Genomic DNA, 24,529 nt, shown 5'->3' with positions numbered 1-24,529 from the left:
GCAATTCGGGCCGTCCGCCACTCCGGATTGGGCGTCGCTTCGGCTCAGGCGGCCTTCACCGCCGCCAGGAAGGTCGTCACCTCCTGGCCGAGGCTCGTGGAGCACCGCGCCAATTCCTGGGCCGCGCTCAGGACCTGGCCCGAGGCCGCACCGGTCTCGCCGGCGGCCGCCCGCACGTCGGCGATGTCGGTGCTGACCGCCCGCGTCCCCTCGGCCGCCTGCGTGACGTTCCGGACGATCTCGCTCGTCGCCGCGCCCTGCTCCTCCATGGCGGCGGCCACGCCCAGCGCGACCGTGCGCATCTCGTCGATCGTGCCCCCGATCGCCCGCATGGACTCGACGGCGTTGCGTGTCTCGCTCTGGATCGCCGCGATCTGGCCGGCGATCGTCTCCGTGGCCTTGGCGGTCTGCGCCGCCAGCGCCTTCACCTCGCCCGCCACCACGGCAAAACCCTTGCCGGCCTCGCCCGCCCGGGCGGCCTCGATGGTCGCGTTGAGGGCGAGCAGGTTGGTCTGGCCGGCGATCCCGGCGATCAGGCCCATCACCTCGCTGATCTGATCCGTCCCCCTGGACAGGACCTGCATGAGTTCGTTCGTCCGGGCGACATCCGTGCTCGCCCGGTCGGCCATCATGGAGGATTGTGCCACGCGGGCCGCGATCTCGTGGATCGAGGCCGCCATCTCCTCGCTCGCCGCCGCGACGGTCTGGACGTTGCCCGAGGTCTGCTGCGAGACGGCGGCCACGCGCCCGGACTGCTCGGTGGTGCGCGCGGCCGTGCGGGTCATCTCCCGGGCGGTGGCCTCCATCTCGACGGAGGCCGACGACAGACCCTGCGTGAGCGTGCTCACCTGCGCGTCGAAGCGGGCGGTGATCTCGTCGAGCACCCGGGCGCGGCGCATCTTCGCGGCGTTCTCCGCGACCGCGGCCGCCTCGGCGTCGCGCTTGGCGATCAGCGCCTCCTTGAAGACCTGGACCGCGCGGGCCATGGCGCCGACCTCGTCGCCGCGCGCCCGGTCCGGGACGGCGGCCGACAGGTCGCCGCCGACGAGGCCGCGCATGGCCGCGGTGAGGCGCACGATCGGGCGCGACAGGCTGTTGCCGATGAGCGCGAGCAGGGCCAGGACCGGGAGCGCGAGGCCCGCGGCCCAGAGGGCGTTGGTCAGCGCGCGGGCGCGCACCGCCGCGTGCACGTCGTCGAGGTAGAGGCCCGTGGCCACGATCCAGCCCCACGGCTTGAAGAGCTGGACGCTGGCGATCTTCTCCACCGGCACCGTCCCGCCCGGGCGCGGCTTCAGGTACTCGACGAAGCCGGACCCGTCGCGCTTGGCGGTCTCGACCATCTCGGCGAAGTAGCGCTTGCCGCCCGGGACGTCGGTCTGGTCCTGCACCTGCTTGCCGACATTCTTGGCGTTGAAGGCGTTGGCGACGAGCCGGCCCTCGGTATCGAGGACGAAGAAGTAATCCTCCTGGCCGAACCGGAGGGCGGTGATCGCCGACAGGGCGGCCTTCTGCGCCTCGGGCAGCGGCATCTGGCCCGCGGTCGCGAGCGCCTCGTAGTGCGCCAGCAGGCTGTGGGTGACCTCCGTCAGGCGCTTCGTCATCAGTGCGCGGTCCTCGAGCGCCGACTCGCGGGTGTCGAAGAAGCTCAGGGCGCTCAGGGCGCCCACGGCCAGCACCACCAGGGCCATCACGGCGGCGAGCTTGTGGGACAGCTTCACGTGCGCGAGTTCGCGCCACGGCGCGCGGAGTCCGGCGGGCGGGCGGTGGTCTGATGTGGGGGTCATCCGGGTACCGAATGCGAGATGGCGTGGGCTGCCGACAGGGCGGCAGCGGATCGGGCATCGGTCGGTCTGCGTGTACGTCCCGCGCCGACCGCGCTGTGCCGTGCCAGTGTCCCGTTATAAGGTTAGTAAATGACAAACATTCGTCGATTGATCGCGTCGCGAGCCGAGTGATCTACTCTCGGCGTCCGATCGATCGGGCGATGGCAGGCCTTATTCTCCTAAGCTGACTATGCGAGATGGGCGATGTAGCGGAGAAGTATCTGTGCCAGTTAGTCGTCGACCCGGAAGTCGATCGGCTTGAAGCTGCCGTTGTTGGATTGCAACGCCGAGCACGCGGTCAGACCGATGATCAGGTCGGCCTCGGCCACGAACACGATCCGGTCGCCGGCCCGGCTGAGGGGCGGCTCGACCGTGAGTGCCCCGGTTCTGCCATCAATCGGCACGTTCATGAAGCAGTTGAACGCCACCGGGATCGCGTCCGGCGCGATGCCGTAGGGAGCGAGGGCCGCAGCGAGGTTGCCGAAGCAGCCACGATGCGGGTCGGTGTCGCCGTAGATGATCCGGAACGTGTCGGCCGAGCAGGGCGTCAGCAGGAAGTCGTGCCGCCCGACCGTGTCCTCGACGATGCGCAGGAGCACGTTCGACCGGTTCGAGTAGAGCGGGTCGCCGGTGGTGAGATAGATCTTGCTCGCGTAGTCGAGGGTCCGCCCGGAGGAGATCACCTCGCCGGTGTCGTGGCGATTATAGGCCACGAGGTCGGCGACCTGCTCGCCGCGCGGATCGATCACCGTCAGGCGCTGCCCCCTGTCGAGAGTGAAGGCGACGCCGGAGCGCGGTTCGATGCGCTGCACGTCCGCTCGGTTCATGGCGGGCTTCATCGATCGTCTCAGGCTCCGTGTCCCGGCAGGGTGTGATCAAGGAGAGAGGCCGGCGGATGCCACGTGTCGGCTTCGGGTACGGGCGCCGGGCGGCCCTGCATGGGGCAGCGCCAGTCAGCGCCGACCACGCGGCCGCTGTACTGCCGCGCCTCCGAAGCCTCGCCGTGACGCGCCAGCATCGGGTTCACGCTGCCCGCGAGGGCCTGGTCGCGCTCCAGGATCGAGGCGCGCAGCTTCTCGTAGCGGCCCTCCGCGCGCAACCGCTCGAACTGCGCGTGCAGGTTGAAGACCAGGACCGGCGAGGAGAAGCGCCGCGCCGGCCGGCTCGCGTTCGGGTGCAGCCCGACCACGAAGAAGGCTTCACCGCCGAAGCTTAAGGAGAAGTGCGGGTTGTCGGGATCGTCCGCCACGCGCGCGTCGTGCGGCTGGCCGAGCCAGGCATCCTTGTCGGTCAGGGATTGCGCCCGCGCCCAGAGATTTTCCTCGAAGGCCTCTTCCGAGAGGTCGCCGGGCCCCTCGAAGACGACCGCGAAGCTCTGGAACAGGTCGGGCTGCGCCCGGTACTGCGCCACGAAGGCGAGCAGCGCCGGGTAGATGCGCATGTCGTCCCAGCCCGAGGTGATGTCCCTCGCGACGACGATCCGCATACGGCCGCGTGACAGTGCGGACTTGGCGCCCACGCAGGGAAACGGCGGGTTCCGGATGAAGTCGCGGAAGGCCTCGGCACGGGGGTGCTCTCGGTCGTCGCGGGGAAACTGCATGCGGTCGGTGCCCGTGTTCTGCGCAGGGGTGCCCGGGAAGAGGGCAGCCGCCATGCGGGACTCCGGGAACCTCATGGGGCAGATGCCGTTCCGACCTGCGACAGGTCGTCCGGGGAGAACGTGGCTCCACCGGCGCGCACGCAAGATATCCGGCCATTCCGGAAGCGCTTTATCTGTCGATAAGTCGACAAAAAACATATGTTAAGCCACAAAAAACTGGATCCGGCTGGCGGAAAGTCGCGTCTGTGCTGTCGCATCAGGAGCCTGAAGTTCAGCCTTGACCCGCCAAGAGCGCGGATCAGCCGCGGCTGGCGGACCGCGCCCCGTGGTGCGCTGCCGCGGCGCTCCCGAATGCCTCGAACAGGGCACGGTTGATCGGGTTCGTGGCCGGATCGTGCTCCGCGTGCCACTGCACGCCCAGCGCGAAGCCCGCGGCATCGCGGACGCGGATCGCCTCGATCGTCTCGTCCTCGGCGACCCCCTCGATCACGATCCGCGCGCCCGGCTCCAGGATGCCCTGGCCGTGCAGGGAGTTCACCCGGATCGTCTCGCGTCCCAGCAGGCGGGCGAAGGCGCCGCCGGGCGTCAGGCGGACCGCGTGGCGGTCGGCGAAGATCACCTCAAGGTCCGGATGGATCTCGCCGTTCTCCAGGCGCGGCATGCGGTGGTTGAGTCGCCCGGGCAGGGTGCGGATCTCCGGGTGCAAGCTGCCGCCGAAGGCGACGTTCATCTCCTGGAAGCCCCGGCAGATGCCGAACAGCGGCACGCCCCGCGCCACGCACGCCTCGACCAGCGGCAGCGCCACCGCGTCGCGATCCTCGTCGTAGGGCTCGTGCGCCGCGCAGGGCTCGGCGTTGAACCGGGTCGGGTGAACGTTGGCGCGGCCGCCGGTGAGCAGGATGCCGTCCACGGTGTCGAGAAGATCGCCGAGATCGGTCGCTGCCGGGGTGGCGGCGAACATCAGCGGCAGGGCACCGGCCACGTGCGCCACGGCGCGCATGTTGTTCTCGCCGACAATCTGCGCCGGAAACCGGTTGTCGATCAGACGCGCGTTCCCGATGACGCCGATTACGGGTCTCGTCATCGTCTCGACTGCTCCCAGGTCCGGTTCCGCCGCAGGCTCTAAAGCCCAGGCAAACCGGGCGCCAGTCCCGATGGGACATGCGACGCCCTCTGACATGCGCTGGCTCCGGCCGGCCCGGGATCACAGGATGCCGACCGCCCGCGCCTCCTTGAGCAGCTCGTCCGCCACGCGCTCCGGCGCCTCCTCGTGCGCGAGGTGGCCGAGACCGCGGATCAGCGCGACCCGGGCGTCGGGCAGGCGGTCGCGCACCGTGAAGGCAGTGTCCGGCAGGATCGCCCGATCGTCGCCGCCGACGATCAGCAGGGTGCGGGTCGCGAGCCCCGGCAAGGCACCGTAGAGCCCGGCGAGGTCCCAGTTCGCCATCATGCCGAGCGTCCCGCGGACGTGGCCCGCCCGGGCGAAGAGCCGCCGGTAGAGCTCGACCCCCTGCGGGTCGAGGCGGGAGCCGGTCCCCTCGATGAGCCGCTTCGCGGCCGACCGGTCCGCCGTCCAAGCGAAGACCTTCGGGGTGAAGGGATTGAGGAACAGGAGCCGCGCCATGCTGGGGAACAGCAGGTTGGCCGCACCCGGCAGCGGCGCGAGCGCTCCGTTGAAGGCCGCCAGCAGCTGGGGCGCGATGGCTCCGTCGAGGCACATGCGCGCCAGCACGGCCGCGCCCGCCGAGTGACCGGCCGCCAAGACCGGCGGGCGGCCCAGCGCTTCCACGAGACCCGCCACGGCGCGGGCCATGCCGGGCAGCGACAGGTCACGGTCGGGGAGCGGGTCTGTGAAGCCGTGGCCGGGAAGATCCGGGGCGATAACGAAAAAGTCCCGGGCCAGCAGCGGCGCCAGGGCGCGCCAGGAATGGGTCGCCGCCCCGGTGCCGTGGAGCAGCAGCAGCGTTGGCGCCTCCGGGCGGCCGAATTCCTGGACGTGCCATTGCAGGCCCGACGCCTCGACGAAGCGGCTCGCGTCCCGATGCGGCCAGTCCCGGCCCTCACGCGCCCAATCGGGCCGGTCGGGGTCGAACGGATTCAACACGCCAGTGTCTCCCGCAGTGCATCATAATGGACCCGTCCGGGCCATGAGACGGTGCTATCGTGCAGCCACGGAAGTATTTCGTAACTCTCAACAATCCCATGCGGAGACCGCATGCCACCGCTGAGCGCGGACCGATTGCTGCGATGCGGCAGAATGAGCATATCTCGACCGCACAAGAACAAGACGCATCGCCCAACTTTGGAGCAGGCCATGATCCTCTTCACCTCCTCGACCCAGAACATCGCCGCCCCGGCTGACGGCAACTGGAGCTTCGGTTCCGTCCTCCGCGACATGCTGAACGCTTGGCTCTCGCACCACCAGCGCCTCGCCGATCTGGGGATCAGCGGCGACCTCTGAGGTCGTTCCGTCGCGGCCCTCAGAGCGCCGCCCGGACCGCCGCGCTGAGCTGACCCGCATCGGCGCGCGGTAATCTCAGGTAGCGGGCCCCCATCGCGTCCGCCACCGTCCGGGCCTCTTCGCCCCGGTTTCCGGTGTCGATCACCAGGGACGAAAGTCCGGCTGCGCGCAACGTGCGGGCTGCCTGCAGCGCTTCCGTTCCAGCCTGGCCGCGCCCGCCCTCGCCCGACCGCCCGACATTGGCGCGGCCGTCCGTGAGCAGCACGATCGCCGGCCGGCTGCCGCCCCGGCGCACGCCGAGCGCCACCGCCACCGCAGCATCGATCCCCGCCGCGAGGGGCGTCCCACCGCCGCCGGGCAGCCCCGCGAGGCCGCGCTTGGCCCGGGTCAGCGAGCGCGTCGGTGGCAGGATCAGCTCCGCGCCGACTCCGCGGAACGCCACCAGAGCCACCCGATCGCGCCTGACATAGGCCTCGGCGAGCAGCAACTCGACGGCGCCCTTCGCTTCGGCCAGCCGCTCCAGGGCCGCCGAACCCGACGCATCGACGCAGAACACCGTCGTGGTCTCGGTCCGCTGCCGCAGGATCCGGACGCGCAGGTCGTCCCGCCGCACCACGATGCGGCGCGCCTCCTCCTCGCGCCGTCGCACGGCCTGCCAGGGCGCCGCCGCCCGCAAGGTCGCGAGCAGGTCCAGGCGCTCCCGCCGCGGATCGCCCCGCCGGCTGCCGACCGGGCGCCCGGTGCGGGCCGCCGCCATCTGGCCAACCCGGCCGGCCTTCGCCCCCGCGAGGCGCGCCTGGCCGGACAGCAACTGGTCGAGGAGGTCCGGCGGGATCGCCGCGCGTACTGCCTCCAGAACCACCTCGTCGGGCACTTGGGCGGCAGCCGGATCCGTCAACTCGGCGGGAGGCTCCTCGGGTGGCTCGGCGGGCGGTCCGTCCCCGGTATCGGGCACGCCGTCCTCCGGGGCGGGCAGGCGTGTAGCCCGGGGCGCCAGGACGAGGCGTCCGGCCGCGACGATCTCGGCCCGCCCGATCGATCTCTCGCCCGCGAGGAGCCGTGCCACGCGGGCCGCCAGGATCGGCCCGCGCAGCGACGCGATGCCGAAGGCCTCGGCCAGGGCGCAGAGGCGGCCGGCCGGATCGGGCTCAGCAGGACCGTCAGCGCGTTCCGGCTCCGGGGATCGGGCCGACATCCCCGCGCGGCCGAGCCCGCCCAGGTCGAGCCGGAAGGCGAGACGGTCGGCCAGGGCCTCGGCAATCGCCTCGTCGGCCTCGCCCTCGTCGAGCAGGATCAGGCCGAAGCGGGCCGGGCGGTCCGAGACGACGCCGGTGTCCAGGGCAGCCGCGAGGCGGGAGGCGGTGCCGGCGGGCAGGCGCTCCGCCATCGGTACCACGACGATCCCGCCATTGGCTTCCGAAAGAAGACCGGCCCGCGGGACCGGACGACCGGCCGCCAGGGTCGCGGCGAGGTCGAGGCCCCCGAGAAGGGCGTCGTCGCCGATGCCGGGGGGCAGCCGCCGCCAGGGCGTTCCGGGCGGCATGGCCGCCCGCAGGATGTCGAGCCAGCCCTCGCGGACCGGCCCGGGGGCGGCGCGCAGCACCGCGCCGCCGCAGGCGGGCGGGTCGGCGGCGATCAGGCGGGCCGCGAGACAGGCATCCTCCCACCGGCCGGGCGCGCTGCCTCCCTCTCCTGCGAGAGGGAGGCGCGGTGTGCCCGTCACGCAAACACCTCGGCAAGTGCCCGTTCGACCCGCGCCGTGGAGCCGGATTCGTCCAGCGGGTTCCGGCGCAGCCTGTGCCGCAGGGAGGCCGGCGCGATGCGGCGGAGCTGGTCGTCGGTAACCGCCTCCGCGCCGTCGAGGGCCGCCAGGGCGCGGGCGGTTCGCATCAGGGTCAGCTCGCCGCGCAGGCCGTCCGTGCCGAGGGCGAGACAGAGCCGCGCCGCGCGTTCCAGGGCCGCGTCCGGCACGCGCACGGACGACAGGCGTTCCCGGGCCAGCAGGATCCGCTTCTGGACCTTCCGATCCTCCGAGGCCTGGGCGGCGCAGAAGGCCGCAGGGTCCCGCTCGTAGGCGTCGCGGGCGCGCACCACCGCGATCCGGGTGGGGATGTCCTTCGGGGTCGTGACCTCGCAGGCGAGGCCGAACCGGTCGAGGAGCTGCGGGCGCAACTCCCCCTCCTCCGGATTGCCCGACCCGACCAGCACGAATCGCGCCGGATGACGGAGGGACAGTCCCTCACGCTCCACCGTGTTGACGCCGGAAGCTGCCACGTCGAGCAGGAGATCCACGAGGTGGTCCTCGAGGAGGTTCACCTCGTCGATATACAGGAAACCGCGGTTGGCCCGGGCCAGCAGCCCGGGCTCGAAGGCCTTCACGCCGGCGCCGAGCGCCCGCTCCAGGTCCAGGGTGCCGACCACCCGGTCCTCGGTGGCGCCCAGCGGCAGGTCGACGACCGGCACGGGCCTTTTATGACTCTTGCGCGGGGCGCCCGCCGCGCAGTGCGGGCAGGATTCGGCGGGGCTGTCGGGATCGCAGTTGTAGGGGCAGCCGATGACAGCCCGCATCGGCGGCAGCAGGGCGGCGAGCGCCCGGATCGCCGTTGACTTGCCGGTGCCGCGGTCGCCGAAGACCAGCACGCCGCCGACGGCCGGATCCACCGCCGCGATCAGCAGCGCCTGGCGCATCTCGTCCTGGCCGACAATGGCCGAGAAGGGGAAGGTGGGCACGCAATGACTCGATGCTGCGGGGGCATCCAACCCACCCCCTCATCCTGAGGTGCCGCAGCGCAGCGGAGGCCCCGAAGGAGTCCTCCAGAAGACGTGCGATGGCTGGAGGCCTCCTTCGAGGCCCGCTGACGCGGGCACCTCAGGATGAGGGCGCGGGTGGAAGAAGGGAACCCCCGCGTGCGCTTACTCCGCCGCCTTCTGCCGCAGCCCGATCCGTCCCCAGATCGTCGAGAGTGCCTCGACCAGGTGGGCGATGTCGGCATCCGTGTGCAGCGGTGACGGGGTGATCCGCAGGCGCTCGGTGCCGCGGGCGACCGTCGGGTAGTTGATCGGCTGCACGTAGATGCCGAACTCGTCGAGCAGGGTGTCGGAGATCGCCTTGCACAGCACCGGGTCGCAGACCATCACCGGCACGATGTGGCTGTCGTTCGGCATGGTCGGGATGTCGGCGGCCTCCAGGGCCTCGCGGACCTTCGCGACGCGCTCCTGATGCCGGGCACGCTCGGCGCCGCTCGCCTTCAGGTGGCGGATCGACGCCGCCGCGCCGGCCGCCACCGCGGGGGGCAGCGAGGTGGTGAAGATGAAGCCCGAGGCGAAGCTGCGCACGAAGTCGCAGAGCTTTTCGGACGCCGTGATGTAGCCGCCGTGCACGGCGAAGGCCTTGCCGAGCGTGCCCTCGATCACGTCGAGCCGGTGGGCGACGCCGTCCCGCTCCGAGATGCCGCCGCCGCGGGCGCCGTAGAGGCCGACCGCGTGAACCTCGTCGAGGTAGGTGAGCGCCCCGTGGGCCTCGGCCACGTCGCAGATCTCGGCGATCGGCGCGATGTCGCCGTCCATCGAGTAGACCGACTCGAAGGCCACCAGCTTCGGCCGCGACGGATCGATCAGGCCGAGCTTCCGGTTCAGATCCTCGGGATCGTTGTGGCGGAAGATGTGGCGCTCGGCGCGGGAGAACCGGATGCCCTCGATCATCGAGGCGTGGTTCTCGGAATCGGAGAAGACCGCGCAGTTCGGCAGGCGCGACGCCAGAGTCCCCAGTGCCGCCCAGTTCGACACGTAGCCGGAGGTGAATAGCAGCGCCGCTTCCTTGCCGTGGAGGTCGGCGAGCTCCTGCTCCAGCAGCACGTGGTAGTGGTTGGTGCCCGAGATGTTGCGGGTGCCGCCGGCGCCGGCACCGCAGCGGTCGATGGCCTCGTGCATCGCCCCGGTGACCGTGGGGTGCTGGCCCATGCCGAGATAGTCGTTGGAGCACCAGACCGTCACGGGCCGCGTCCCGCCCGCATGGTGGTGCGTGGCGTGCGGGAATTTGCCCGCGTGGCGCTCGAGGTCGGTGAAGACCCGGTAGCGGCCCTCCCGGTGAAGTCCGGCGATCTCAGCCCCGAAGAACTTTTCGTAGTCCATGTCGCCTCTCCCCGAATTCCCGCTGCGGGTTGATCCCGCCTGTGACACCGGACTTCGCACAAGACCAGTTCCAAACTGGTGGACGTGCATCGCCCGGCTGTGATCCCTCGCCCTACACCCGATCCGGCTTTCTGGCCGCCTCCCCGGGCGCCCGCGCCGGCAGGCTCCAGCGCCACAGCTCCGCCGAGGGCAGCGGAAGCATCAGGAACCAGTGCTCCAGGGTGGCGAGCGCCGTGAGGGTCGCCAGCACCGTGAAGCCGATCAGCTCGTGCTCCAGCAGGTCGGCGCCGAGCGCCGCGCGCCCGAGCAGCGCCGCCGCGATGGTCCCGAGGCTCACCGAAACCGGGAACAACAGGTTCATCGGCTTGCGCGACAGGTAGCAGGCCAGATAGCCGAGATGGTCCGGCAGGAACTCGGCGTGGAGATTGCGCACCCCCAGGAACAGGTTGAGCCGGGCCGAGAGGTTCATCACCACCAGAGTGCCGTAGGTCCACAGGGCGAAGCGGTTGGGGCTGCCCCAGACGAGCGCGAGGATGGCCAAGCCGCCGACCACGATGGCGAATTCGTGCCACAGGCTGGTGGCGAGCGCCGCGAGAAACCGGTCGACCCCCCGCACCCCCGGCGCGCAGGCGACCGGCCGGGGCCCCGACAGGAAGCCCATGTAGTAGCTCATCTCCTGCCAGCCCCAGACGATCAGCGCCGCCGTGAAGGCCGTGTAGGCCCCCGTCGCGCTCGTGTCGGCGGCGCTGGAGCGGATCGCCACCAGGGCGACGGCGAGCAGCAGCGTCGCCCCGGCCATGCTCCACGGATGCGTCCGCCGCGGGGCGTGGTCGAGCAGCAGGATCAGCCCGGTGGAGAACCACCAGAGCAGCACCGCGTAGAGCACCGGGGCGGCGTAGGTCCCCATGCTACCAGACCGGCTGGAGGCGGATGTCGGCCGGCAGGGCGTTGGCCTTGACGGGCAGCAGGTACAGCCGCGCGAAGGTCACGGCCGCCCGGGCGGCGTGGACACCCTGCAGGACCTTGCCGATGAGCCCACCCTTCGCCTTCGCGTCGGCGATCGCCCGCGAGCAGGCGAGCAGCCGGTCGAGCCCCGCCTTGAACTTCGGGTTGTCGATATCGAGCTCCAGCGGGAAGGTCTGGCGGGAGATCTCCGAGGTGATCCGGAAGACCTTGAAGTCGTAGTCGCTGGGGTCGACCCCGAGCGCGGCGTGGAAGGCCGGGCGGTGATGGTCGCGCACGTACATCGTCGCGAAGACCGCCAGCAGGAAGAACCGGATCCAGTAGCGGTTCACGCCGCTCGTCAGCTTCGGGTTCGCCCGCATCAGCAGCGCGAAGGCCTCGCCGTGGCGGAACTCGTCGTTGCACCACAGCTCGAACCACTTGAAGATCGGGTGGATGCGCCGCTCCGGGTGCCGCTCCAGCTCGCGGAAGATCGTGATGTAGCGGGCGTAGCCGATCTTTTCAGACAGATAGGTGGCGTAGAAGATGAACTTCGGCCGGAAGAACGTGTATTTCTTGGACTTGGTGAGGAAGCCCAGGTCCACGCCGATGCCGAAATCCTTGAGCGTGTCGTTGATGAAGCCGGCGTGACGCGCCTCGTCGCGGCTCATGAAGCCGAACAGCTCTTTGATATCTTTGTTCTTAGCCCGCTTCCTCATCTCCGCGTAGAGGACGCAGCCGGAAAATTCCGCCGTGATGGACGAGACTAGGAAATCCAAAAACTCCTTCCGCAGCTCGGGCTCCATCCGCGACAGGTCGCAGTCGAACTCCTCGTTGCGGGTGAAGTGGCGCTTGTTCGGGTCGGCGCGCAGCTCGGCGATCAGGATATCCCAGTCGCGCCGCACCGGCTCGACATTCGTGCGGTCGAGCTCGTCGAAGTCGGTCGTGTAGAAGCGCGGGCTGAGGAAGGTCGTCTCCTGGGCGGCCCGTGTCGATTCGTTGACCGGAGTCTTCGGGATGGGCTGGCCGGAGGGTGGCGGGACGGGTGCGTTCACAGCTTCCTCCTCTCGGAAAAGCTGACCTCGTAGAGTTCGGTCAGCTCAAGATGGGCGATGAGCTTGGTCCAGGCCCGCTCCAGCGCGCCGGCCCGGGTGACGGTGGCGGTACGGCGCACGGTGAGCCGCTCGCCGTAGGGCACCGAGGTCGGTGCGTCGTGCACCTGCACCGCGTCGCCGGGCTCGATCTCGAAGCCGGCATCCAGGGTGACGTGCGCGTGCAGGCTCTCGGGAGTCTGCTCGATCTCCACCGTGCAGGGAACGGTGACGGTGCGGCTGCCGAACAGGCCCATCACCGCGTCTCCGTGGCGGGCACGCCCGGGGCGGGCATCAGGCGGGCGAAGGCGCCCGCATTGGTCGGCCCGAAGGCCTCCAGCGGCACCCGGCGGCCGGTGGCCTCGTCGGCCAGCGCAAGGCGGCCGTCATCATAGCGGGTCAGGCTGAAGGGCTTCTCCGGCCCGAGGCCTTCGCGCTGGCGGGCCTGGGCGAGGCCCCGCAGGGTCCCCCTCAGAAAGCCGTCCTCGCCGGGCCGGACCCAGGCGACGATGTGCCGGTCGGCGACGTCACGCAGGGCGATCGAGCCGTCGACCTGATCCTCGGCGCGGAATTCCAGCCGGGCCACGGGCTTCGCGGGCGGCAGGGCGACGAGGCCGATCTTCTCGCTCCGGCCGACCAGGACCGCCAGCATGGTGAAGCCCATCATCGCCCCGACGCCGATCATCAGCAGCGCCGGCGCCGGTCCCGTCGTTCGGCCGGTGGTGTCCGCCCGATCGCCCATCGCCCCCTCCCTTATTCGGCCGCGACGAGGCGGCCGGGATTCTCGTTTGCCGGGCCCAGCCGGGCGACCCGGACCGGCGGCGCCGCACCGTCGGCATGGGCCGCGAGCGCGCGCGCCAGCAGCGCCGCCGCCGCGTCGGCCTCCGGCACGGACCGGAGCATGGGCTCAGTCCGTGCGAGACGCCAGGGCCGGGCATGCGGCCAGAGCTGAAGGTAGGCGATGCGCAGGCCCGGCCGCAACTGCAGCGGTACGTCGCCGCTCCCGTCGGTGAAGGCGCGCAGGGACGCGGTCTCGATCTGCGCGAAGGGCAGGTTGTGGGTCACCGGCAGGGCGATGCCGGCCTGCAGCACGATTCGACGATTGGTGATCGTGTAGATCGTGGTGCGGTGGGTGAGCCACGCCAACAGCCACAGCAGTGCGAGCCCGACCGCGCCGACCATCAGCGTCGGTCCGACAACCTTGAGCGCTGCCCCTGGCCCGCCAGCGGCCAATCCGAAGGCCAGGGCGCAGATCGCGAACCACGCGATCACCAAGCGTGCGTGGAACACCCGCACGAGCAGGCCCGATGTGGTCGGCGCTCCCTGCCACAGGATGCGCTCGCCCGCCGGCAGCGGGCCGGGCAGCCCCCGCAGGGTGCCCTCGGGGAGGAAGTCGCCGCTCATATCAGGGGCTCCGCGCGGGCCGGCGTGGCGTAGAGCGTGCCGGCGCCGAAGTAGGACATGATCCGCTCCTCCTCCAGGAAGGTCACGCTGTCGGGGTCGCGGGTGGCCGGGATGTCGGCGAACTGGCTGGCGAGCAACGCCTCGGACTTCACCGTCTTGGTGAAGCCGCCCGCCCGGCAGAAGGTGGCCGGCATCAGGCGGCGGCCGCCGGTGGAAAGCTCCACCTCGTAGTAGCGGATCAGCGACTCGCCGCGGTCGACCCAGACGTCGCTGACGACGCCCGCCACGGCGTTGTCGGTGCCGAACACCGTCATGCCGATCGGGTTCGGTCCGTCCTCGTGGATGACGAAGTTCTTCGCCACCCGGAGGGGCACGATGCGGATCTCCTCGTCCCAGGTCCGGTCATGGACGTCGTGCCGCAGCACCCAGGAGCCGGGGCCGACGCCGGCCTGAAGCGACGCATCCGTCCGCTCGTAGGGCGCGCCCGGCCAGGGCTCGACCTTGCGGGCCGGGATGCCGGTCTCGATGTCGTCGCGGCCATGGACCGCCTGCGGCGCATAGGTCGTCTCCCCGCCGGGCAGGTGGAAGGCCTTCGACCGCGGGATCAGGAAGGGATCGACCGCCTTGCGGCGCCCGACGGCCTCGTTCTCGAGGGGATAACCCTCCCGTCGGTCCTCGCGGCGCAGCCAGAACACCAGCCCCGCGAAGAAGAAGAAGAACGCGTAGAGCACGACCTGGGCGACGTCGACATAACCCGTAAGTGCGCCGGTTGGCATGGCTGTCCTCCCCGTGTCTCAGGCTGCCCGGCCGGCAAGATCGCCGCCGAGCCGGTGTTGCGTCTCCGCGCGCGCGTCCTCCCGCACCAGCGGCCCGAGGGCCAGGAGCGCGGCGAACAGCAGGGCGATCTCGATGTGGTAGACGATCAGGTAGCCGATCGCCGGTTCGTTCATGCCCTCGCCGAGGACCCCCGACTGGGCAATGGCGCCGCCCACGTCGCGCACGAGGCCGCTCGCGGCGATCGACAATCCGGCGGCCGTCGCCTGCACGGCGCCCCAGGCGCCCAGCGCGAGACCCGTATCCTCCGGACCGGCGCGGTTCATCGAGGCGGTGAGCGTGCCGTGGGCGAACAGGCCGCCGCCGAGGCCGATCAGGCTCACGCCCGCGGCGAACAGGTCAGCCGAGGCCAGCGGCGCGGCGAACACCACCGCCGAGAAGGCCAGGATGCCGATCCCGGCCCCGACCGCCGACACCCGGAACGGATCGCCGCCGCGGTTGAGCCAGCGGGCCGCGATCAGGAGGCCCAGGCCGCCGCCGGCCGCGAGCAGCGCGGTCAGGGCCGTGGTGGCGGCGACCGACAGATGCAGGATCTGGCCGCCATAGGGTTCGAGCAGGATGTCCTGCATCGAGAAGCCCGCGGTGCCGAGGCCGATCGCCATAAGGCGCCGCCGGGCGGTGCCCTCGCCGGCGTAAGCCTTCCAGGAGGCGCGGAAGTCGCGCTGCGGCGCCGCGCGGGTCCGGTTGGGATCGCGCGGCTCCTGCTTCCACAGGGCGATCCCGTTGAGGATGATGGTGACCAAAGCCGCGCCCTGGATCACCTGGATCAGCCGCACCGGCGAGAAATGGGCCAGGAACAGGCCGAACAGCACGGCGCTCGCCATCATGCCGAACAGGAGCGCCGCGCAGAGCAGTGCCACCACCTTCGGACGCGCATGGGCGGGGGCGAGGTCGGTGGCGAGCGCCAGCCCGACTGTCTGGGTGGTGTGGAGCCCTGCGCCGACCAGCAGGAAGGCCAGAGCCGCCGCGAGGTCGCCGACCCAGAGCGGCCCGGTCGTGTCGCCCGACAGGATCAGGAGGGCGAACGGCATGATCGCCAGCCCGCCGAACTGGAGCAGCGTGCCGAACCAGATGTAGGGCACCCGCCGCCAGCCCAGCACCGAGCGGTGCGTGTCCGATCGGAAGCCGACGATCGCCCGCAGCGGTGCGAAGATGAGTGGCAGGGCCAGCATCACCGCGACGATCCAGGCCGGGACGCCCAGTTCGACGATCATCACCCGGTTGAGGGTCCCGATCAGCAGCACCGCGGCCATGCCGACCGTGACCTGGAACAGAGCGAGGCGCAGGAGGCGGCCCAGAGGCAGCTCGACGGTGGCGGCATCCGCGAAGGGCAGGATCGCCGGGCCGAGGCGCATGAGGGCGGCGGTGAGGGCGCGGCTGGACTTCATCGGACGGATCCCTCCGTCCCATTCATCCCCCTCATCCCCCTCATCCTGAGGTGCTGCGGAGCAGCCTCGAAGGAGCCCTCCAGGGATCGCGGGGCTGGCTGGAGGGCTCCTTCGAGGCCTCCGCTGCGCTCCGGCACCTCAGGATGAGGGTGAGGTTGGGAGACACGTTGGGTGCGCGTCAGCGCGATGGCGTTCGAGAGATAGAACCCGCTGTTGGTCCGATGGCTCTGCACCCAGGCGAAGCCGTCGAGGGCCTGTTCCGAAGACATCCGCCGCCGCAGCCCGCGCTCGGTCACTGGCACGATGGAAGGCGAGCGGTCGCTGCGCGGAAAGAACTGTCCGGCTGCGTGCATCAGCGTCAGCAGCGCGGTGCGGGGCGCCACCGTGAACAGCACCGACCCGTCCGTGCGCGCGCCCAGCACGGCCAGCGCCCGGGCGATGTCGCCGGCGCGGTAGTGGATCAGCGAATCCATTGCCACGACGTGGTCGAAGCGGCCGAGCGCCGGATCGAGCATGTCGCCGACCCGGAAATCGATCCGTCCGGCTCCGGCGATCGCCGGAAGCCGCTCCTGCGCCAGCCCGATCAGCGTCGGCGAGACGTCGATCGCCACCACCTCGGCCCCGCGCCGCGCCGCCTCGACGCTCAGCGCGCCGGTGCCGCACCCGGCATCGAGCAGGCGCAGGCCGGTCATGTCGGCCGGCAGCCAGGACAGCAGCGTCGCCCGCATGGCGTCGCGCCCGGCCCGCACGGTGGCGCGAATCCGGCTCACCGGGGCGTCCGAGGTCAGGCGCGACCACGCCTCGACCGCGGTGCGGTCGAAATAGGTGGTCAGCTCGCCTCGGCGGGCGTCGTAGCTGGCGCTGGCCATCAGTCGAATCCCAGAAACTCGAACAGGTCGCGATCCTTCATGGGCTGTGCCTCGCAGGGCTCGGCGCCGGCCCAGAGGGTCTCGGCGAGCCGCATGTACTCGGCGGTCACGGCATCGAGTTCCGGCGAGGAATCCATCTCGAACAGGGTCGATTTCTTGAGCCGCGAGCGGCGGACAACGTCGAGATCGGGGAAGTGGGCGAGCCGCTTCAGCCCGACCGCGTCGTTGAACCGGTCGATTTCGTCGGTCTTGGCCGAGCGGTTGGCGATGACGCCGCCCAGCCGCACGCCGTAATTCTTGGACTTGGCGTGGATCGCCGCGACGATCCGGTTCATGGCGAAGATCGAGTCGAAGTCGTTGGCGGTGACGATCAGCGCCCGGTCGGCATGCTGGAGCGGCGAGGCGAAGCCGCCGCAGACCACGTCGCCCAGCACGTCGAAGACGACGACGTCGGTGTCTTCGAGGAGGTGGTGCTCCTTGAGAAGCTTCACGGTCTGGCCGACCACGTAGCCGCCGCAGCCGGTCCCGGCGGGCGGGCCGCCGGCCTCGACGCACATGACGCCGTTGTAGCCCTCGACCACGAAATCCTCGACGCGCAGCTCCTCCGAGTGGAAGTTCACCGCCTCCAGGGCGTCGATCACCGTGGGGGCGAGGCGCTTGGTCAGCGTGAAGGTCGAGTCGTGCTTCGGGTCGCAGCCGATCTGCAGGACCCGCTTGCCGAGCTTCGAGAAGGCTACCGACAGGTTCGACGAGGTGGTCGACTTGCCGATCCCGCCCTTGCCGTAGACCGCGAAGACCTTGGCGGTCTCGATGCGGATGTCCGGATCGAGGGCGACCTGGACGCTCCCCTCCTCCTTCCGGGCGACGACGGGATTGCGGATCGCGATGTTCATGCGGCCACTCCTGCGGTGACGCCTTCCAGGCGGTCCTCCAGCTCCTCCTCGGCCCGGTCGAGGGCGTCGCGCATCTCTGCGTCAGGAGTCCAGAAGCCGCGGCGGTGCGCCTCGATCAGCCTTTGGGCGACCTTGGCGGAGGCGGTGGGGTTCAAGGCGGCCATGCGCTCGCGCATGTCCTTGTCGAGGACGTAGGTCTCGGTGATCCGCTCGTAGATCCAGGGCTGGACCGCGTTGGCCGTGGCCGACCAGCCGACCGTGTTGGTCAGGTGGGTCTCGATCTGGCGGACGCCCTCGTAGCCGTGGCCGAGCAGGCCCTCGTACCATTTCGGGTTGAGCATCCGGGTGCGCGTCTCCAGCGCCACCTGCTCCTCCAGGGAGCGGACGCGCCCCTCCCCGCGGGTCTGGTCGCTGATGTAGATCGGCACCGACTCGCCCTTGGCCCGGGCGACCGCCCGGCCCATGCCGCCGAGCCCGTCGAAGTAGTGGTCGACGGAGGTGACGCCGACCTCGACCGAGTCGAGGTTCTGGTAGGCCATATCGACGGAGGCCAGCACCGCCTGCATCAGGGCGCGCTGCGGCGCCGGGCGGCCGGTTCGGCCGTAGGCGAAGCTCTTGCGGCGCGAGAAGGTCTCGCAGAGTTCCGCGTCGTCGTCCCAGTTCCCGGAATCGACGAGGTGGTTGACGTTGGCCCCGTAGGCGCCTTCGGCGTTGGAGAAGACGCGCAACGCCGCCGTCTCCAGGTCGCAGCCCTGCTCGGCCTGGATGGCGAGTGCGTGCTTGCGGACGTAGTTCTGCTCGAGCGGCTCGTCGGCGGTCGCCGCGAGGAAGGACGCTTCGGCCAGGAGCTTCGTCTGCAGCGGCAGCAGATCCCGGAAGATCCCGGACAGCGTCACCACCGCGTCGATGCGCGGGCGGCCGAGGGTTTCCAGCGGGATCAACTCGGCGCCACTCAGGCGGCCGTAGCCGTCGAAGCGGGGCGCGGCGCCGATCAGCGCCAGCGCCTGGGCGATTGGGCCGCCCTCGCTCTTGAGGTTGTCGGTGCCCCACAGGACGAGGGCGACGCTCTCCGGGCAGGGCTTCCCGTCCGCCGCGAAGCGCTCGAGGATGCGGGCGACCTGCCGGGCGCCGTCGGCCACCGCGAAGGCCGAGGGCAGGCGGTAGGGATCGAAACCGTGCAGGTTGCGGCCGGTCGGCAGGACGGCCGGGTTGCGCAGCAGGTCGCCGCCCGCCACCGGCGGCACGAAGCGGCCGTCGAGCGCCCGCAGCAGGGCCGGAACCTCGTGATCCCGGGCGAGCAGGCTTTCGGACTTGGCGAGGGCCGTGAAGGCGGCGCGGGTCTCGGGGTCCGCGGGCAGGCCGGAGGCCGCGAGCGCCGACTCGATCCCGGCCCCGGCGACCAATGCGGCGATGCCGGCTTGGTCCGGCCTCAGTCCGTGCGAAGCCTCGGCCAGGGCGAGCAGGAGGTCGACCCGCTCTTCCGGCGACACGCCCTCCCCGACCACGTGCAGGCCGTGCGGGATCAGAGTCTGCTCCAGTTCCTGCAAAGCGGTCCAGAGGCCGGAGACCCGCGCCTCCAGATCGCCGCTCCATGGGGGCTCCGCGGCCACGAGATCGACCGCCGCGCCCTGTTGCTGAATCAGCTCGGCAAGGCTGCCGCGCTCGGGGCCCGCCTCGGGGCCGAGTCCGCGCCAGCGCTCGATCGAGCTCTTGAGGTCGATGAGACCGCGGTAGAGTCCGGCCGCCGCGAGGCTCGGGGTCAGGTAGCTGACCAGCGTCGCCGCCGAGCGGCGCTTGGCGAGCGTCCCCTCGGACGGGTTATTGGCCGCGTAGAGATAGACGTTGGGCAGCGCCCCGATCAGCCGCTCCGGCCAGCAGGCCTCGGACAGGCCGGTCTGCTTGCCGGGCATGAATTCCAGCGCCCCGTGGGTGCCGAAATGCAGCACGGCGTCGGCGGCAAAATCCTCGCGCAGGTAGCGGTAGAAGGCCGAGAACGCGTGGGTCGGCGCGAAGCCGCGCTCGAACAGCAGCCGCATCGGGTCGCCCTCATAGCCGAAGGCCGGCTGGACCCCGACGAAGATATTTCCGAATCGTGCGCCCAGCACGAAGAGTTCGGCGCCGTTGGTCTGGTGACGGCCGGGTGCCGGGCCCCACTGGGCCTCGATCTCGGCGAGGTGGGGCTCGCGGCGCAGATGGTCCTCGGCCGGGATGCGGGCGTGGACGTTGGCCTGGGTGCCGTAGCGCTTGGCATTGCCGTCGAGGATCGCCGCGCGCAGGGCGTCGACGCTCTCCGGCACTTCGACCATGTAGCCGTCCGCCGCCAGCCCCTTCAAAGTGTTGAGGAGCGAGGCGTAGACCGACAGGAACGCCGCCGTGCCGGTGGCGCCGGCATTCGGCGGGAAGTTGAACAGCACCACGGCGAGCTTCCGCTCGGCCTTCGCGGTCCGGCGGAGCGACACTAGCCGCGCCACCCGCTCGGCGAGCCGGGCGGCGCGCTCGGGGTGAACCCGCATGTCCCGGGCGTTGTCGGCGCCGGAATTCGCGGAGCGGCCGCCGAACACCATCGGGGCGGTGGCGCCGTCGAGTTCGGGGATCGCGACCATCATGGTCGCCTCGACCGGCGACAGGCCGCGGTCGCCCGCCTCCCACTGCTCGAGCGTCTGGAATTCCAGCGCCTGGGCGGCGAGATAGGGCACGTCGAGCCGGGCCAGCATCGCCTCGGCGGCGGCGGCGTCGTTGTAGGCGGGTCCGCCAACCAGCGAGAAGCCGGTGAGCGAGACCATCGCGTCGATCGCGGCGCGCCCGTCCTTCATGAAGAAGGCGTCCACCGCAGGGCGGTTGTCGAGGCCGCTGGCGAAGGCCGGCACCACGTCGAGGCCCTGCGCCTCCAAGGCCGCGATGACGCCGTCGTAATGGGCGGTGTTGCCGGCGAGCACGTAGCTGCGCATCACCAGCAGGCCGACGCGGCCCCTCGCGCCGGGGAGCCGCGGCAGCCGCGACGGGTCGGCGCCGATCCGGCCGGGCAGGCGCGGGTGGTAGAGGCCTGTCTCAGGGTAGTCGAGGGGGGGCGGGGCGGCCGGGCCCTCGCGCCAGGCGGCCCGCTCGCCGGCCGCGTAGCGGTGCACGAGGAAGCGGACCAGGGCGGCGACGTTCTCGTCCGAGCCCGCGAGCCAGTATTGCAGGGTCAGGAAATAGGCGCGCACGTCCTGGGCCGAGCCCGGGATGAAGCGCAGAATCTTCGGGAGCTTGCGCACGAGCGCCATCTGGCGGCCGGCATTGCCCTGCTGGCCGGGCTTGCCGCGCAGCTTCTTCAGGAAGTCGAGGGCGCTGCGCTTGGTGCCGCTCATGTCGAAGCGGCCGAGCTTCGTGGTCTTCACCACCTCGCCGGCCGAGAGGCAGCCGACCATCGCGTCGCAGCCGTCCCGTCTCGCAGCGAGCGCCGGCAGGATCGTCCGGACATGCTCGTCCATGAACAGCATGGCCGAGAGCACGATGTCGGCCTGCGCGATGTCGGCCCGGCAGGCCTCCAGGGTCGCGGGATCGTTGTCCCACTCGGCGGCGGCGTGGAAGCCCAGGATCAGCCCGGGCATCTCGGTCCGGAGACGCAGGCGCGCCCGTTCCACCGCGCTCGCCAAGTGATTGTCGAGCGTGACGATGACGACGCGGATCGGCGGCCTAGCGGCCGTAATGCGCTTTGGCATCGTAGAGGGTCTCGACGGTGATGAGCGGCAGGTGCCGCTCCCGGGCGAAGGTCTCAGTGTTGGTGCGCGCCTTGCCCCGCACGAAGAACGGGATTTTTTTCAATTCCTTCTCGGCTTCCGGCGACCAAGAGGCCGCGCGGTCCAGCAGAATCGGAACGGGCGTCGGCGTCGGAGGGGTGTCGGCCGGCGCCCGTTCCGCGGCCTCAAGCGCCCCGTCCGCCGGAGTCCCGAAGGACTTGCCGCCGAGATGCGAGGGGCCGACGCCGTCGTGGAACTCGGGATCCTCCCGGAACATGCCGAGGAGGTGCTCTTCGAGGCCCATCATCAACGGATGGACCAGGGTGTCGAATAGGACGTTGGCGCCCTCGAAACCCATCTGCGGCGCGTAGCGCGCCGGGAAATCCTGGACGTGGACCGGCGCGGAGATCACCGCGCAGGGGATGCCGAGCCGCTTGGCGACATGGCGCTCCATCTGGGTGCCGAGGACCAGTTCCGGCGCGGCCGCGCGGATCGCCGCCTCGACATCGAGGTAGTCGTCGGTGATCAGCGCCTCGAGGCCGTGCTCGGCCGCCTCGGCGCGAACCTCGCGGGCGAATTCGCGGCCGTACGTCCCGAGCCCGACGACGGTGAAGCCCAGCTCCTTGGCGGCGACCCGGGCGATGCCGATCGCGTGGCTGGCGTCTCCGAACACGAAGACACGCTTGGCCGTGAGATAGGTCGAGTCGACCGAGCGGGAGTACCAGGGCAGCCGCGAGCCGGGGCCGTCGAGCACCGGTGCCGGGTCGATCCCGGCAAGCGCCGCCACCTCCTCAACGAAGCGGCGCGTGCCGCCGACGCCGATCGGAACGGTTTGCGTAAACGGCTGCCCGAAACTCTTCTTCAGGTACTCCGCGGCCGAGCGGGCGGTCTCGGGATAGAGCACGACGTTGAAGTCGGCCGCCCGGAGCCGGCCGAGATCGCCGGGCGTGGCACCCAGCGGCGCGACGACATTTACCGCGATGCCCAGCGAATCGAGCAGCCGGCGGATCTCGATCAGGTCGTCCCGATGGCGGAATCCCAGCGCCGTTGGACCCAGAATATTGCAGAGCGGTTGCTGTCCAGGCTCACGGGCGGAGCGCGATCCGGGGGCTCCGGCGAGCGCCCGGACGAGGCGGTAGAAGGTCTCCGACGCGCCCCAGTTCTCTTTCTTCTGGTAAGCGGGCAGCTCCAGCGGAATCACGGGGATCGGCAGGTCGAGGGCCTTGGCGAGCCCGCCGGGATCATCCTGGATCAGCTCGGCGGTGCAGGAGGCGCCGACGATCATCGCCTGCGGCTGGAAGCGCGCGTACGCGGCCGAGACCGCCTCCTTGAAGATCTGCGCGGTGTCGCGGCCGAGATCCTGCGCCCGGAAGGTCGTGTAGGTCACGGGCGGGCGCGCGTCCCGCCGCTCGATCATGGTGAACAGCAGGTCGGCGTAGGTGTCGCCTTGGGGCGCGTGCAGCACGTAGTGCAGCCCGGACATCGCCGTCGCGACGCGCATCGCGCCGATGTGGGGAGGTCCCTCGTAGGTCCAGAGGGTGAGCTGCATGGCGCTACACCTCCAGCAAGGCACGGCGCCGGAGCGGGCGCACGAACAGCTCGGCGAGGTCGCCGACCTGATCGTAGCCCTGCACGGGCGTGAACAGCAGCTCGATCGACCACTTGGTCGACAACCCCTCCGCCTCGAGCGGGTTGGCGAGGCCGAGCCCGCAGACCGTCAGGTCCGGCCGGGTCGCGCGGCAGCGGTCCATCTGGTCGTCGAGGCTCTGGCCTTCCGTCACCCGCGTGCCCGCGGGCAGAAGCTCGATCTCGGCGGCGAGATGGGCGCGGTGCAGGTACGGCGTCCCGACTTCCACGAGCTCCGCGCCGAGCTCCCGGGCGAGGAACCGGGCGAGCGGCACCTCGAGCTGCGAATCGGGGAAGAAGAAGATGCGCTTGCCGCCGAGTCTGTCCCGGTGCGGCGCGAGGGCGGTCTCGGCGCGGGCGCGACCCGGAGCCGTGGCCCGGTCGAATGCCTCTTCGGAGACGCCGAACGCCTCGGCCGCCGCCCGCAGCCAGCCGGTGGTGCCCTCGGCCCCGAGCGGGAACGGCGCGGCGAGCCGCCGGGCACCGCGCTCGTCGAGGGCGCGGGCCGTGTCGGTCAGGAACGGCTGGGCGAGCAGATAGCGGGTCCCGCGCCCCACGGCCGGCATCGCGCCGGCCCGGCGGGCGGGCAGGAACCGGACATCCCCGATGCCCATCGCGGCGAACATCCGGGAGAACTGATCCTCCACCACGTCGGCCAGAGCGCCGACGACCAAGAGCGACGGCGCGGCGGTCTCGGTCTCGCGGGGCAGATCCGGCACGAGGGCCGCGAGGCAGGCATCCTCCCCTTGCGTGAAGGTCGTCTCGATGCCGGAGCCCGAATAGTTCAGCACCCGCACGGGAGCGAGCCGGCCCGACAGGCGCTGCGCCGCTCGGGACAGGTCGAGCTTGATCACCTCCGATGGGCATGAGCCCACGAGGAACAGGAGCTTGATGTCCGGTCGGCGCTCGATCAGCCGGGTCACCACTCGGTCGAGTTCCTCGTTCGCGTCGGCGAGGCCGGCGAGGTCGCGCTCGTCGATGATGGCGGTCGCGAAGCGCGGCTCAGCGAAGATCATGACGCCGGCGGCGGACTGGATCAGATGCGCGCAGGTGCGCGAACCGACCACGAGAAAGAACGCGTCCTGGATCTTCCGGTGCAGCCAGACGATGCCGGTGAGCCCGCAGAACACGGCCCGCTGCCCGTGCTCCTGATGCAGGTCGATGCCGCCGCAGCCGGTCTGGTGGATCAGGGGAGCGTTCACGGCAGCGCCTCCACCAGGCGCGGCGCGGGGCGTCCGGCGCCTTCGAGACGGGCGGCGCGCAGCTTCAGCAGGAACTGCCCGGCATTGATGACGTAGGTCGCGTAGGCGGCCAGCGCGAGGAGGAGCAGGGCCTGGCCATCCAGGGCGCCCGCGGCGAGGGCGGCGAGGTAGGCCGTATGCAGGGCCAGCACCAGCATGCTGACCACGTCCTCCCAGAAGAAGGCCGGGGCGAACAGCCACCGGCCGAACACCGCCTTCTCCCAGATCGAGCCGGTGACCATGATCGCGTAAAGCGCCAGGGTCTTCACGACCACCGAGAATTCGGCGACCCCCTGCCCCTGTCCGGAGACGAGGGCGCGCAGCACCAGAACGACGCTCACCAGAAAGATCGCGAACTGCACGGGGGCCAGCACACCCTGCACGAATGTCCAGGGTGACGCGTCGCGCCGCTGCCGCTCGGCGGGCGTGTAGAGCGGTCGTGCCGGCCGGTCCTCGGGACCCATCCTTCCGCCCCCCTTCGCTCGGCGCCAGTGGCACCGTCGTTGA

At 70.9% G+C, this 24,529-nt stretch carries 22 protein-coding genes; 1 reads left to right on the top strand and 21 read right to left on the bottom strand.

Annotated features, from left to right (window positions below; genetic code table 11):
• Nucleotides 1-44 precede the first annotated feature (44 nt).
• From MMSR116_RS22055 to bchO, 5 genes are all read right to left on the bottom strand, one after another.
• The gene (locus MMSR116_RS22055) at nucleotides 45-1,784 is read right to left on the bottom strand and encodes a methyl-accepting chemotaxis protein (RefSeq protein ID WP_010686339.1); all 1,740 of its coding nucleotides are present in this window, start codon (nucleotides 1,782-1,784) and stop codon (nucleotides 45-47) included.
• 269 nt (nucleotides 1,785-2,053) lie between these two features.
• On the bottom strand, nucleotides 2,054-2,650 hold the full coding sequence (locus MMSR116_RS22050) for a DUF1989 domain-containing protein (protein WP_039894415.1): 597 nt from the start codon (nucleotides 2,648-2,650) through the stop codon (nucleotides 2,054-2,056).
• Nucleotides 2,651-2,670: 20 nt separating this feature from the next.
• Nucleotides 2,671-3,423 (bottom strand): guanitoxin biosynthesis heme-dependent pre-guanitoxin N-hydroxylase GntA, encoded by a 753-nt coding sequence (gene gntA / locus MMSR116_RS22045; RefSeq protein WP_039894416.1) that lies wholly within the window; start codon nucleotides 3,421-3,423, stop codon nucleotides 2,671-2,673.
• A 298-nt stretch (nucleotides 3,424-3,721) separates the two neighbouring features.
• Nucleotides 3,722-4,507, bottom strand: a complete 786-nt coding sequence (locus MMSR116_RS22040) for a gamma-glutamyl-gamma-aminobutyrate hydrolase family protein (RefSeq protein WP_039894371.1) — start codon at nucleotides 4,505-4,507, stop codon at nucleotides 3,722-3,724.
• 120 nt (nucleotides 4,508-4,627) lie between these two features.
• Nucleotides 4,628-5,527 carry an alpha/beta fold hydrolase BchO gene (gene bchO / locus MMSR116_RS22035; protein ID WP_010686343.1) on the bottom strand — a complete coding sequence of 300 codons (900 nt, stop codon included), beginning with the start codon at nucleotides 5,525-5,527 and terminating at the stop codon, nucleotides 4,628-4,630.
• 210 nt (nucleotides 5,528-5,737) lie between these two features.
• On the opposite strand from bchO, the gene MMSR116_RS31440 reads away from it, so the two are divergent.
• A complete protein-coding gene (locus tag MMSR116_RS31440) occupies nucleotides 5,738-5,884 on the top strand; it encodes a hypothetical protein (RefSeq protein ID WP_010686344.1) in 147 nt (48 codons plus the stop codon).
• Nucleotides 5,885-5,903: 19 nt separating this feature from the next.
• Here MMSR116_RS31440 and MMSR116_RS22030 read toward each other — a convergent pair whose 3' ends face one another.
• The 16 genes from MMSR116_RS22030 to bchF form a co-directional block, all read right to left on the bottom strand.
• A complete protein-coding gene (locus MMSR116_RS22030) occupies nucleotides 5,904-7,607 on the bottom strand; it encodes a magnesium chelatase subunit D (RefSeq protein ID WP_010686345.1) in 1,704 nt (567 codons plus the stop codon).
• Nucleotides 7,604-8,614, bottom strand: a complete 1,011-nt coding sequence (bchI, locus tag MMSR116_RS22025) for a magnesium chelatase ATPase subunit I (protein WP_039894372.1) — start codon at nucleotides 8,612-8,614, stop codon at nucleotides 7,604-7,606. Before bchI ends, MMSR116_RS22030 begins: the two co-directional genes overlap by 4 nt.
• 183 nt (nucleotides 8,615-8,797) lie before the next feature.
• Complete coding sequence (hemA, locus tag MMSR116_RS22020; protein ID WP_010686347.1) at nucleotides 8,798-10,015, bottom strand: 5-aminolevulinate synthase; 1,218 nt, start codon at nucleotides 10,013-10,015, stop codon at nucleotides 8,798-8,800.
• 112 nt (nucleotides 10,016-10,127) lie between these two features.
• Nucleotides 10,128-10,922 (bottom strand): putative photosynthetic complex assembly protein PuhE, encoded by a 795-nt coding sequence (gene puhE, locus MMSR116_RS22015; RefSeq protein WP_010686348.1) that lies wholly within the window; start codon nucleotides 10,920-10,922, stop codon nucleotides 10,128-10,130.
• A 1-nt stretch (nucleotide 10,923) separates the two neighbouring features.
• Nucleotides 10,924-12,012: a magnesium-protoporphyrin IX monomethyl ester (oxidative) cyclase gene (acsF, locus tag MMSR116_RS22010; protein WP_010686349.1), complete on the bottom strand. Its 1,089-nt coding sequence runs from the start codon at nucleotides 12,010-12,012 to the stop codon at nucleotides 10,924-10,926.
• The gene (locus MMSR116_RS22005) at nucleotides 12,009-12,305 is read right to left on the bottom strand and encodes a hypothetical protein (RefSeq protein WP_010686350.1); all 297 of its coding nucleotides are present in this window, start codon (nucleotides 12,303-12,305) and stop codon (nucleotides 12,009-12,011) included. The genes acsF and MMSR116_RS22005 overlap by 4 nt, the downstream gene beginning before the upstream one ends.
• Nucleotides 12,305-12,790 carry a photosynthetic complex assembly protein PuhC gene (gene puhC / locus MMSR116_RS22000; RefSeq protein ID WP_010686351.1) on the bottom strand — a complete coding sequence of 162 codons (486 nt, stop codon included), beginning with the start codon at nucleotides 12,788-12,790 and terminating at the stop codon, nucleotides 12,305-12,307. Before puhC ends, MMSR116_RS22005 begins: the two co-directional genes overlap by 1 nt.
• Before the next feature lie 11 nt (nucleotides 12,791-12,801).
• Nucleotides 12,802-13,452 carry a photosynthetic complex putative assembly protein PuhB gene (puhB, locus tag MMSR116_RS21995; protein ID WP_010686352.1) on the bottom strand — a complete coding sequence of 217 codons (651 nt, stop codon included), beginning with the start codon at nucleotides 13,450-13,452 and terminating at the stop codon, nucleotides 12,802-12,804.
• On the bottom strand, nucleotides 13,449-14,228 hold the full coding sequence (gene puhA, locus MMSR116_RS21990; protein WP_010686353.1) for a photosynthetic reaction center subunit H: 780 nt from the start codon (nucleotides 14,226-14,228) through the stop codon (nucleotides 13,449-13,451). The genes puhB and puhA overlap by 4 nt, the downstream gene beginning before the upstream one ends.
• Nucleotides 14,229-14,246: 18 nt before the next feature.
• Entirely contained in the window at nucleotides 14,247-15,674 is a 1,428-nt protein-coding gene (locus tag MMSR116_RS21985; RefSeq protein WP_010686354.1) for a BCD family MFS transporter, read from the bottom strand.
• The gene (gene bchM, locus MMSR116_RS21980; RefSeq protein ID WP_010686355.1) at nucleotides 15,671-16,543 is read right to left on the bottom strand and encodes a magnesium protoporphyrin IX methyltransferase; all 873 of its coding nucleotides are present in this window, start codon (nucleotides 16,541-16,543) and stop codon (nucleotides 15,671-15,673) included. The genes MMSR116_RS21985 and bchM overlap by 4 nt, the downstream gene beginning before the upstream one ends.
• A complete protein-coding gene (gene bchL / locus MMSR116_RS21975) occupies nucleotides 16,543-17,436 on the bottom strand; it encodes a ferredoxin:protochlorophyllide reductase (ATP-dependent) iron-sulfur ATP-binding protein (RefSeq protein WP_010686356.1) in 894 nt (297 codons plus the stop codon). Before bchL ends, bchM begins: the two co-directional genes overlap by 1 nt.
• On the bottom strand, nucleotides 17,433-21,137 hold the full coding sequence (locus MMSR116_RS21970; protein ID WP_010686357.1) for a magnesium chelatase subunit H: 3,705 nt from the start codon (nucleotides 21,135-21,137) through the stop codon (nucleotides 17,433-17,435). The genes bchL and MMSR116_RS21970 overlap by 4 nt, the downstream gene beginning before the upstream one ends.
• The gene (gene bchB, locus MMSR116_RS21965) at nucleotides 21,112-22,704 is read right to left on the bottom strand and encodes a ferredoxin:protochlorophyllide reductase (ATP-dependent) subunit B (protein WP_010686358.1); all 1,593 of its coding nucleotides are present in this window, start codon (nucleotides 22,702-22,704) and stop codon (nucleotides 21,112-21,114) included. Before bchB ends, MMSR116_RS21970 begins: the two co-directional genes overlap by 26 nt.
• Before the next feature lie 4 nt (nucleotides 22,705-22,708).
• Nucleotides 22,709-23,983: a ferredoxin:protochlorophyllide reductase (ATP-dependent) subunit N gene (locus MMSR116_RS21960; RefSeq protein WP_010686359.1), complete on the bottom strand. Its 1,275-nt coding sequence runs from the start codon at nucleotides 23,981-23,983 to the stop codon at nucleotides 22,709-22,711.
• Nucleotides 23,980-24,486: a 2-vinyl bacteriochlorophyllide hydratase gene (bchF, locus tag MMSR116_RS21955; RefSeq protein ID WP_010686360.1), complete on the bottom strand. Its 507-nt coding sequence runs from the start codon at nucleotides 24,484-24,486 to the stop codon at nucleotides 23,980-23,982. Before bchF ends, MMSR116_RS21960 begins: the two co-directional genes overlap by 4 nt.
• Nucleotides 24,487-24,529: the final 43 nt, after the last annotated feature.

It is taken from the genome of Methylobacterium mesophilicum SR1.6/6 (genome assembly GCF_000364445.2).
Lineage (GTDB): Bacteria > Pseudomonadota > Alphaproteobacteria > Rhizobiales > Beijerinckiaceae > Methylobacterium > Methylobacterium mesophilicum_A.
This window is presented reverse-complemented; position numbering and strand designations above follow the sequence as displayed.

Excerpts from the sequence above, each read along its gene's own strand:
- gntA (WP_039894416.1), bottom strand. The coding sequence starts at position 3,423 with ATGCAGTTTCCCCGCGACGACCGAGAGCACCCCCGTGCCGAGGCCTTC.
- bchM (WP_010686355.1), bottom strand. The coding sequence starts at position 16,543 with ATGGCCAGCGCCAGCTACGACGCCCGCCGAGGCGAGCTGACCACCTAT.
- MMSR116_RS22005 (WP_010686350.1), bottom strand. The coding sequence starts at position 12,305 with ATGGGCCTGTTCGGCAGCCGCACCGTCACCGTTCCCTGCACGGTGGAG.
- hemA (WP_010686347.1), bottom strand. The coding sequence starts at position 10,015 with ATGGACTACGAAAAGTTCTTCGGGGCTGAGATCGCCGGACTTCACCGG.
- MMSR116_RS22055 (WP_010686339.1), bottom strand. The coding sequence starts at position 1,784 with ATGACCCCCACATCAGACCACCGCCCGCCCGCCGGACTCCGCGCGCCG.
- puhE (WP_010686348.1), bottom strand. The coding sequence starts at position 10,922 with ATGGGGACCTACGCCGCCCCGGTGCTCTACGCGGTGCTGCTCTGGTGG.
- MMSR116_RS21985 (WP_010686354.1), bottom strand. The coding sequence starts at position 15,674 with ATGAAGTCCAGCCGCGCCCTCACCGCCGCCCTCATGCGCCTCGGCCCG.
- bchL (WP_010686356.1), bottom strand. The coding sequence starts at position 17,436 with ATGAACATCGCGATCCGCAATCCCGTCGTCGCCCGGAAGGAGGAGGGG.
- puhC (WP_010686351.1), bottom strand. The coding sequence starts at position 12,790 with ATGGGCGATCGGGCGGACACCACCGGCCGAACGACGGGACCGGCGCCG.
- MMSR116_RS22040 (WP_039894371.1), bottom strand. The coding sequence starts at position 4,507 with ATGACGAGACCCGTAATCGGCGTCATCGGGAACGCGCGTCTGATCGAC.
- bchB (WP_010686358.1), bottom strand. The coding sequence starts at position 22,704 with ATGCAGCTCACCCTCTGGACCTACGAGGGACCTCCCCACATCGGCGCG.
- MMSR116_RS21970 (WP_010686357.1), bottom strand. The coding sequence starts at position 21,137 with ATGCCAAAGCGCATTACGGCCGCTAGGCCGCCGATCCGCGTCGTCATC.
- MMSR116_RS31440 (WP_010686344.1), top strand. The coding sequence starts at position 5,738 with ATGATCCTCTTCACCTCCTCGACCCAGAACATCGCCGCCCCGGCTGAC.
- MMSR116_RS22050 (WP_039894415.1), bottom strand. The coding sequence starts at position 2,650 with ATGAACCGAGCGGACGTGCAGCGCATCGAACCGCGCTCCGGCGTCGCC.
- puhB (WP_010686352.1), bottom strand. The coding sequence starts at position 13,452 with ATGAGCGGCGACTTCCTCCCCGAGGGCACCCTGCGGGGGCTGCCCGGC.
- bchF (WP_010686360.1), bottom strand. The coding sequence starts at position 24,486 with ATGGGTCCCGAGGACCGGCCGGCACGACCGCTCTACACGCCCGCCGAG.
- puhA (WP_010686353.1), bottom strand. The coding sequence starts at position 14,228 with ATGCCAACCGGCGCACTTACGGGTTATGTCGACGTCGCCCAGGTCGTG.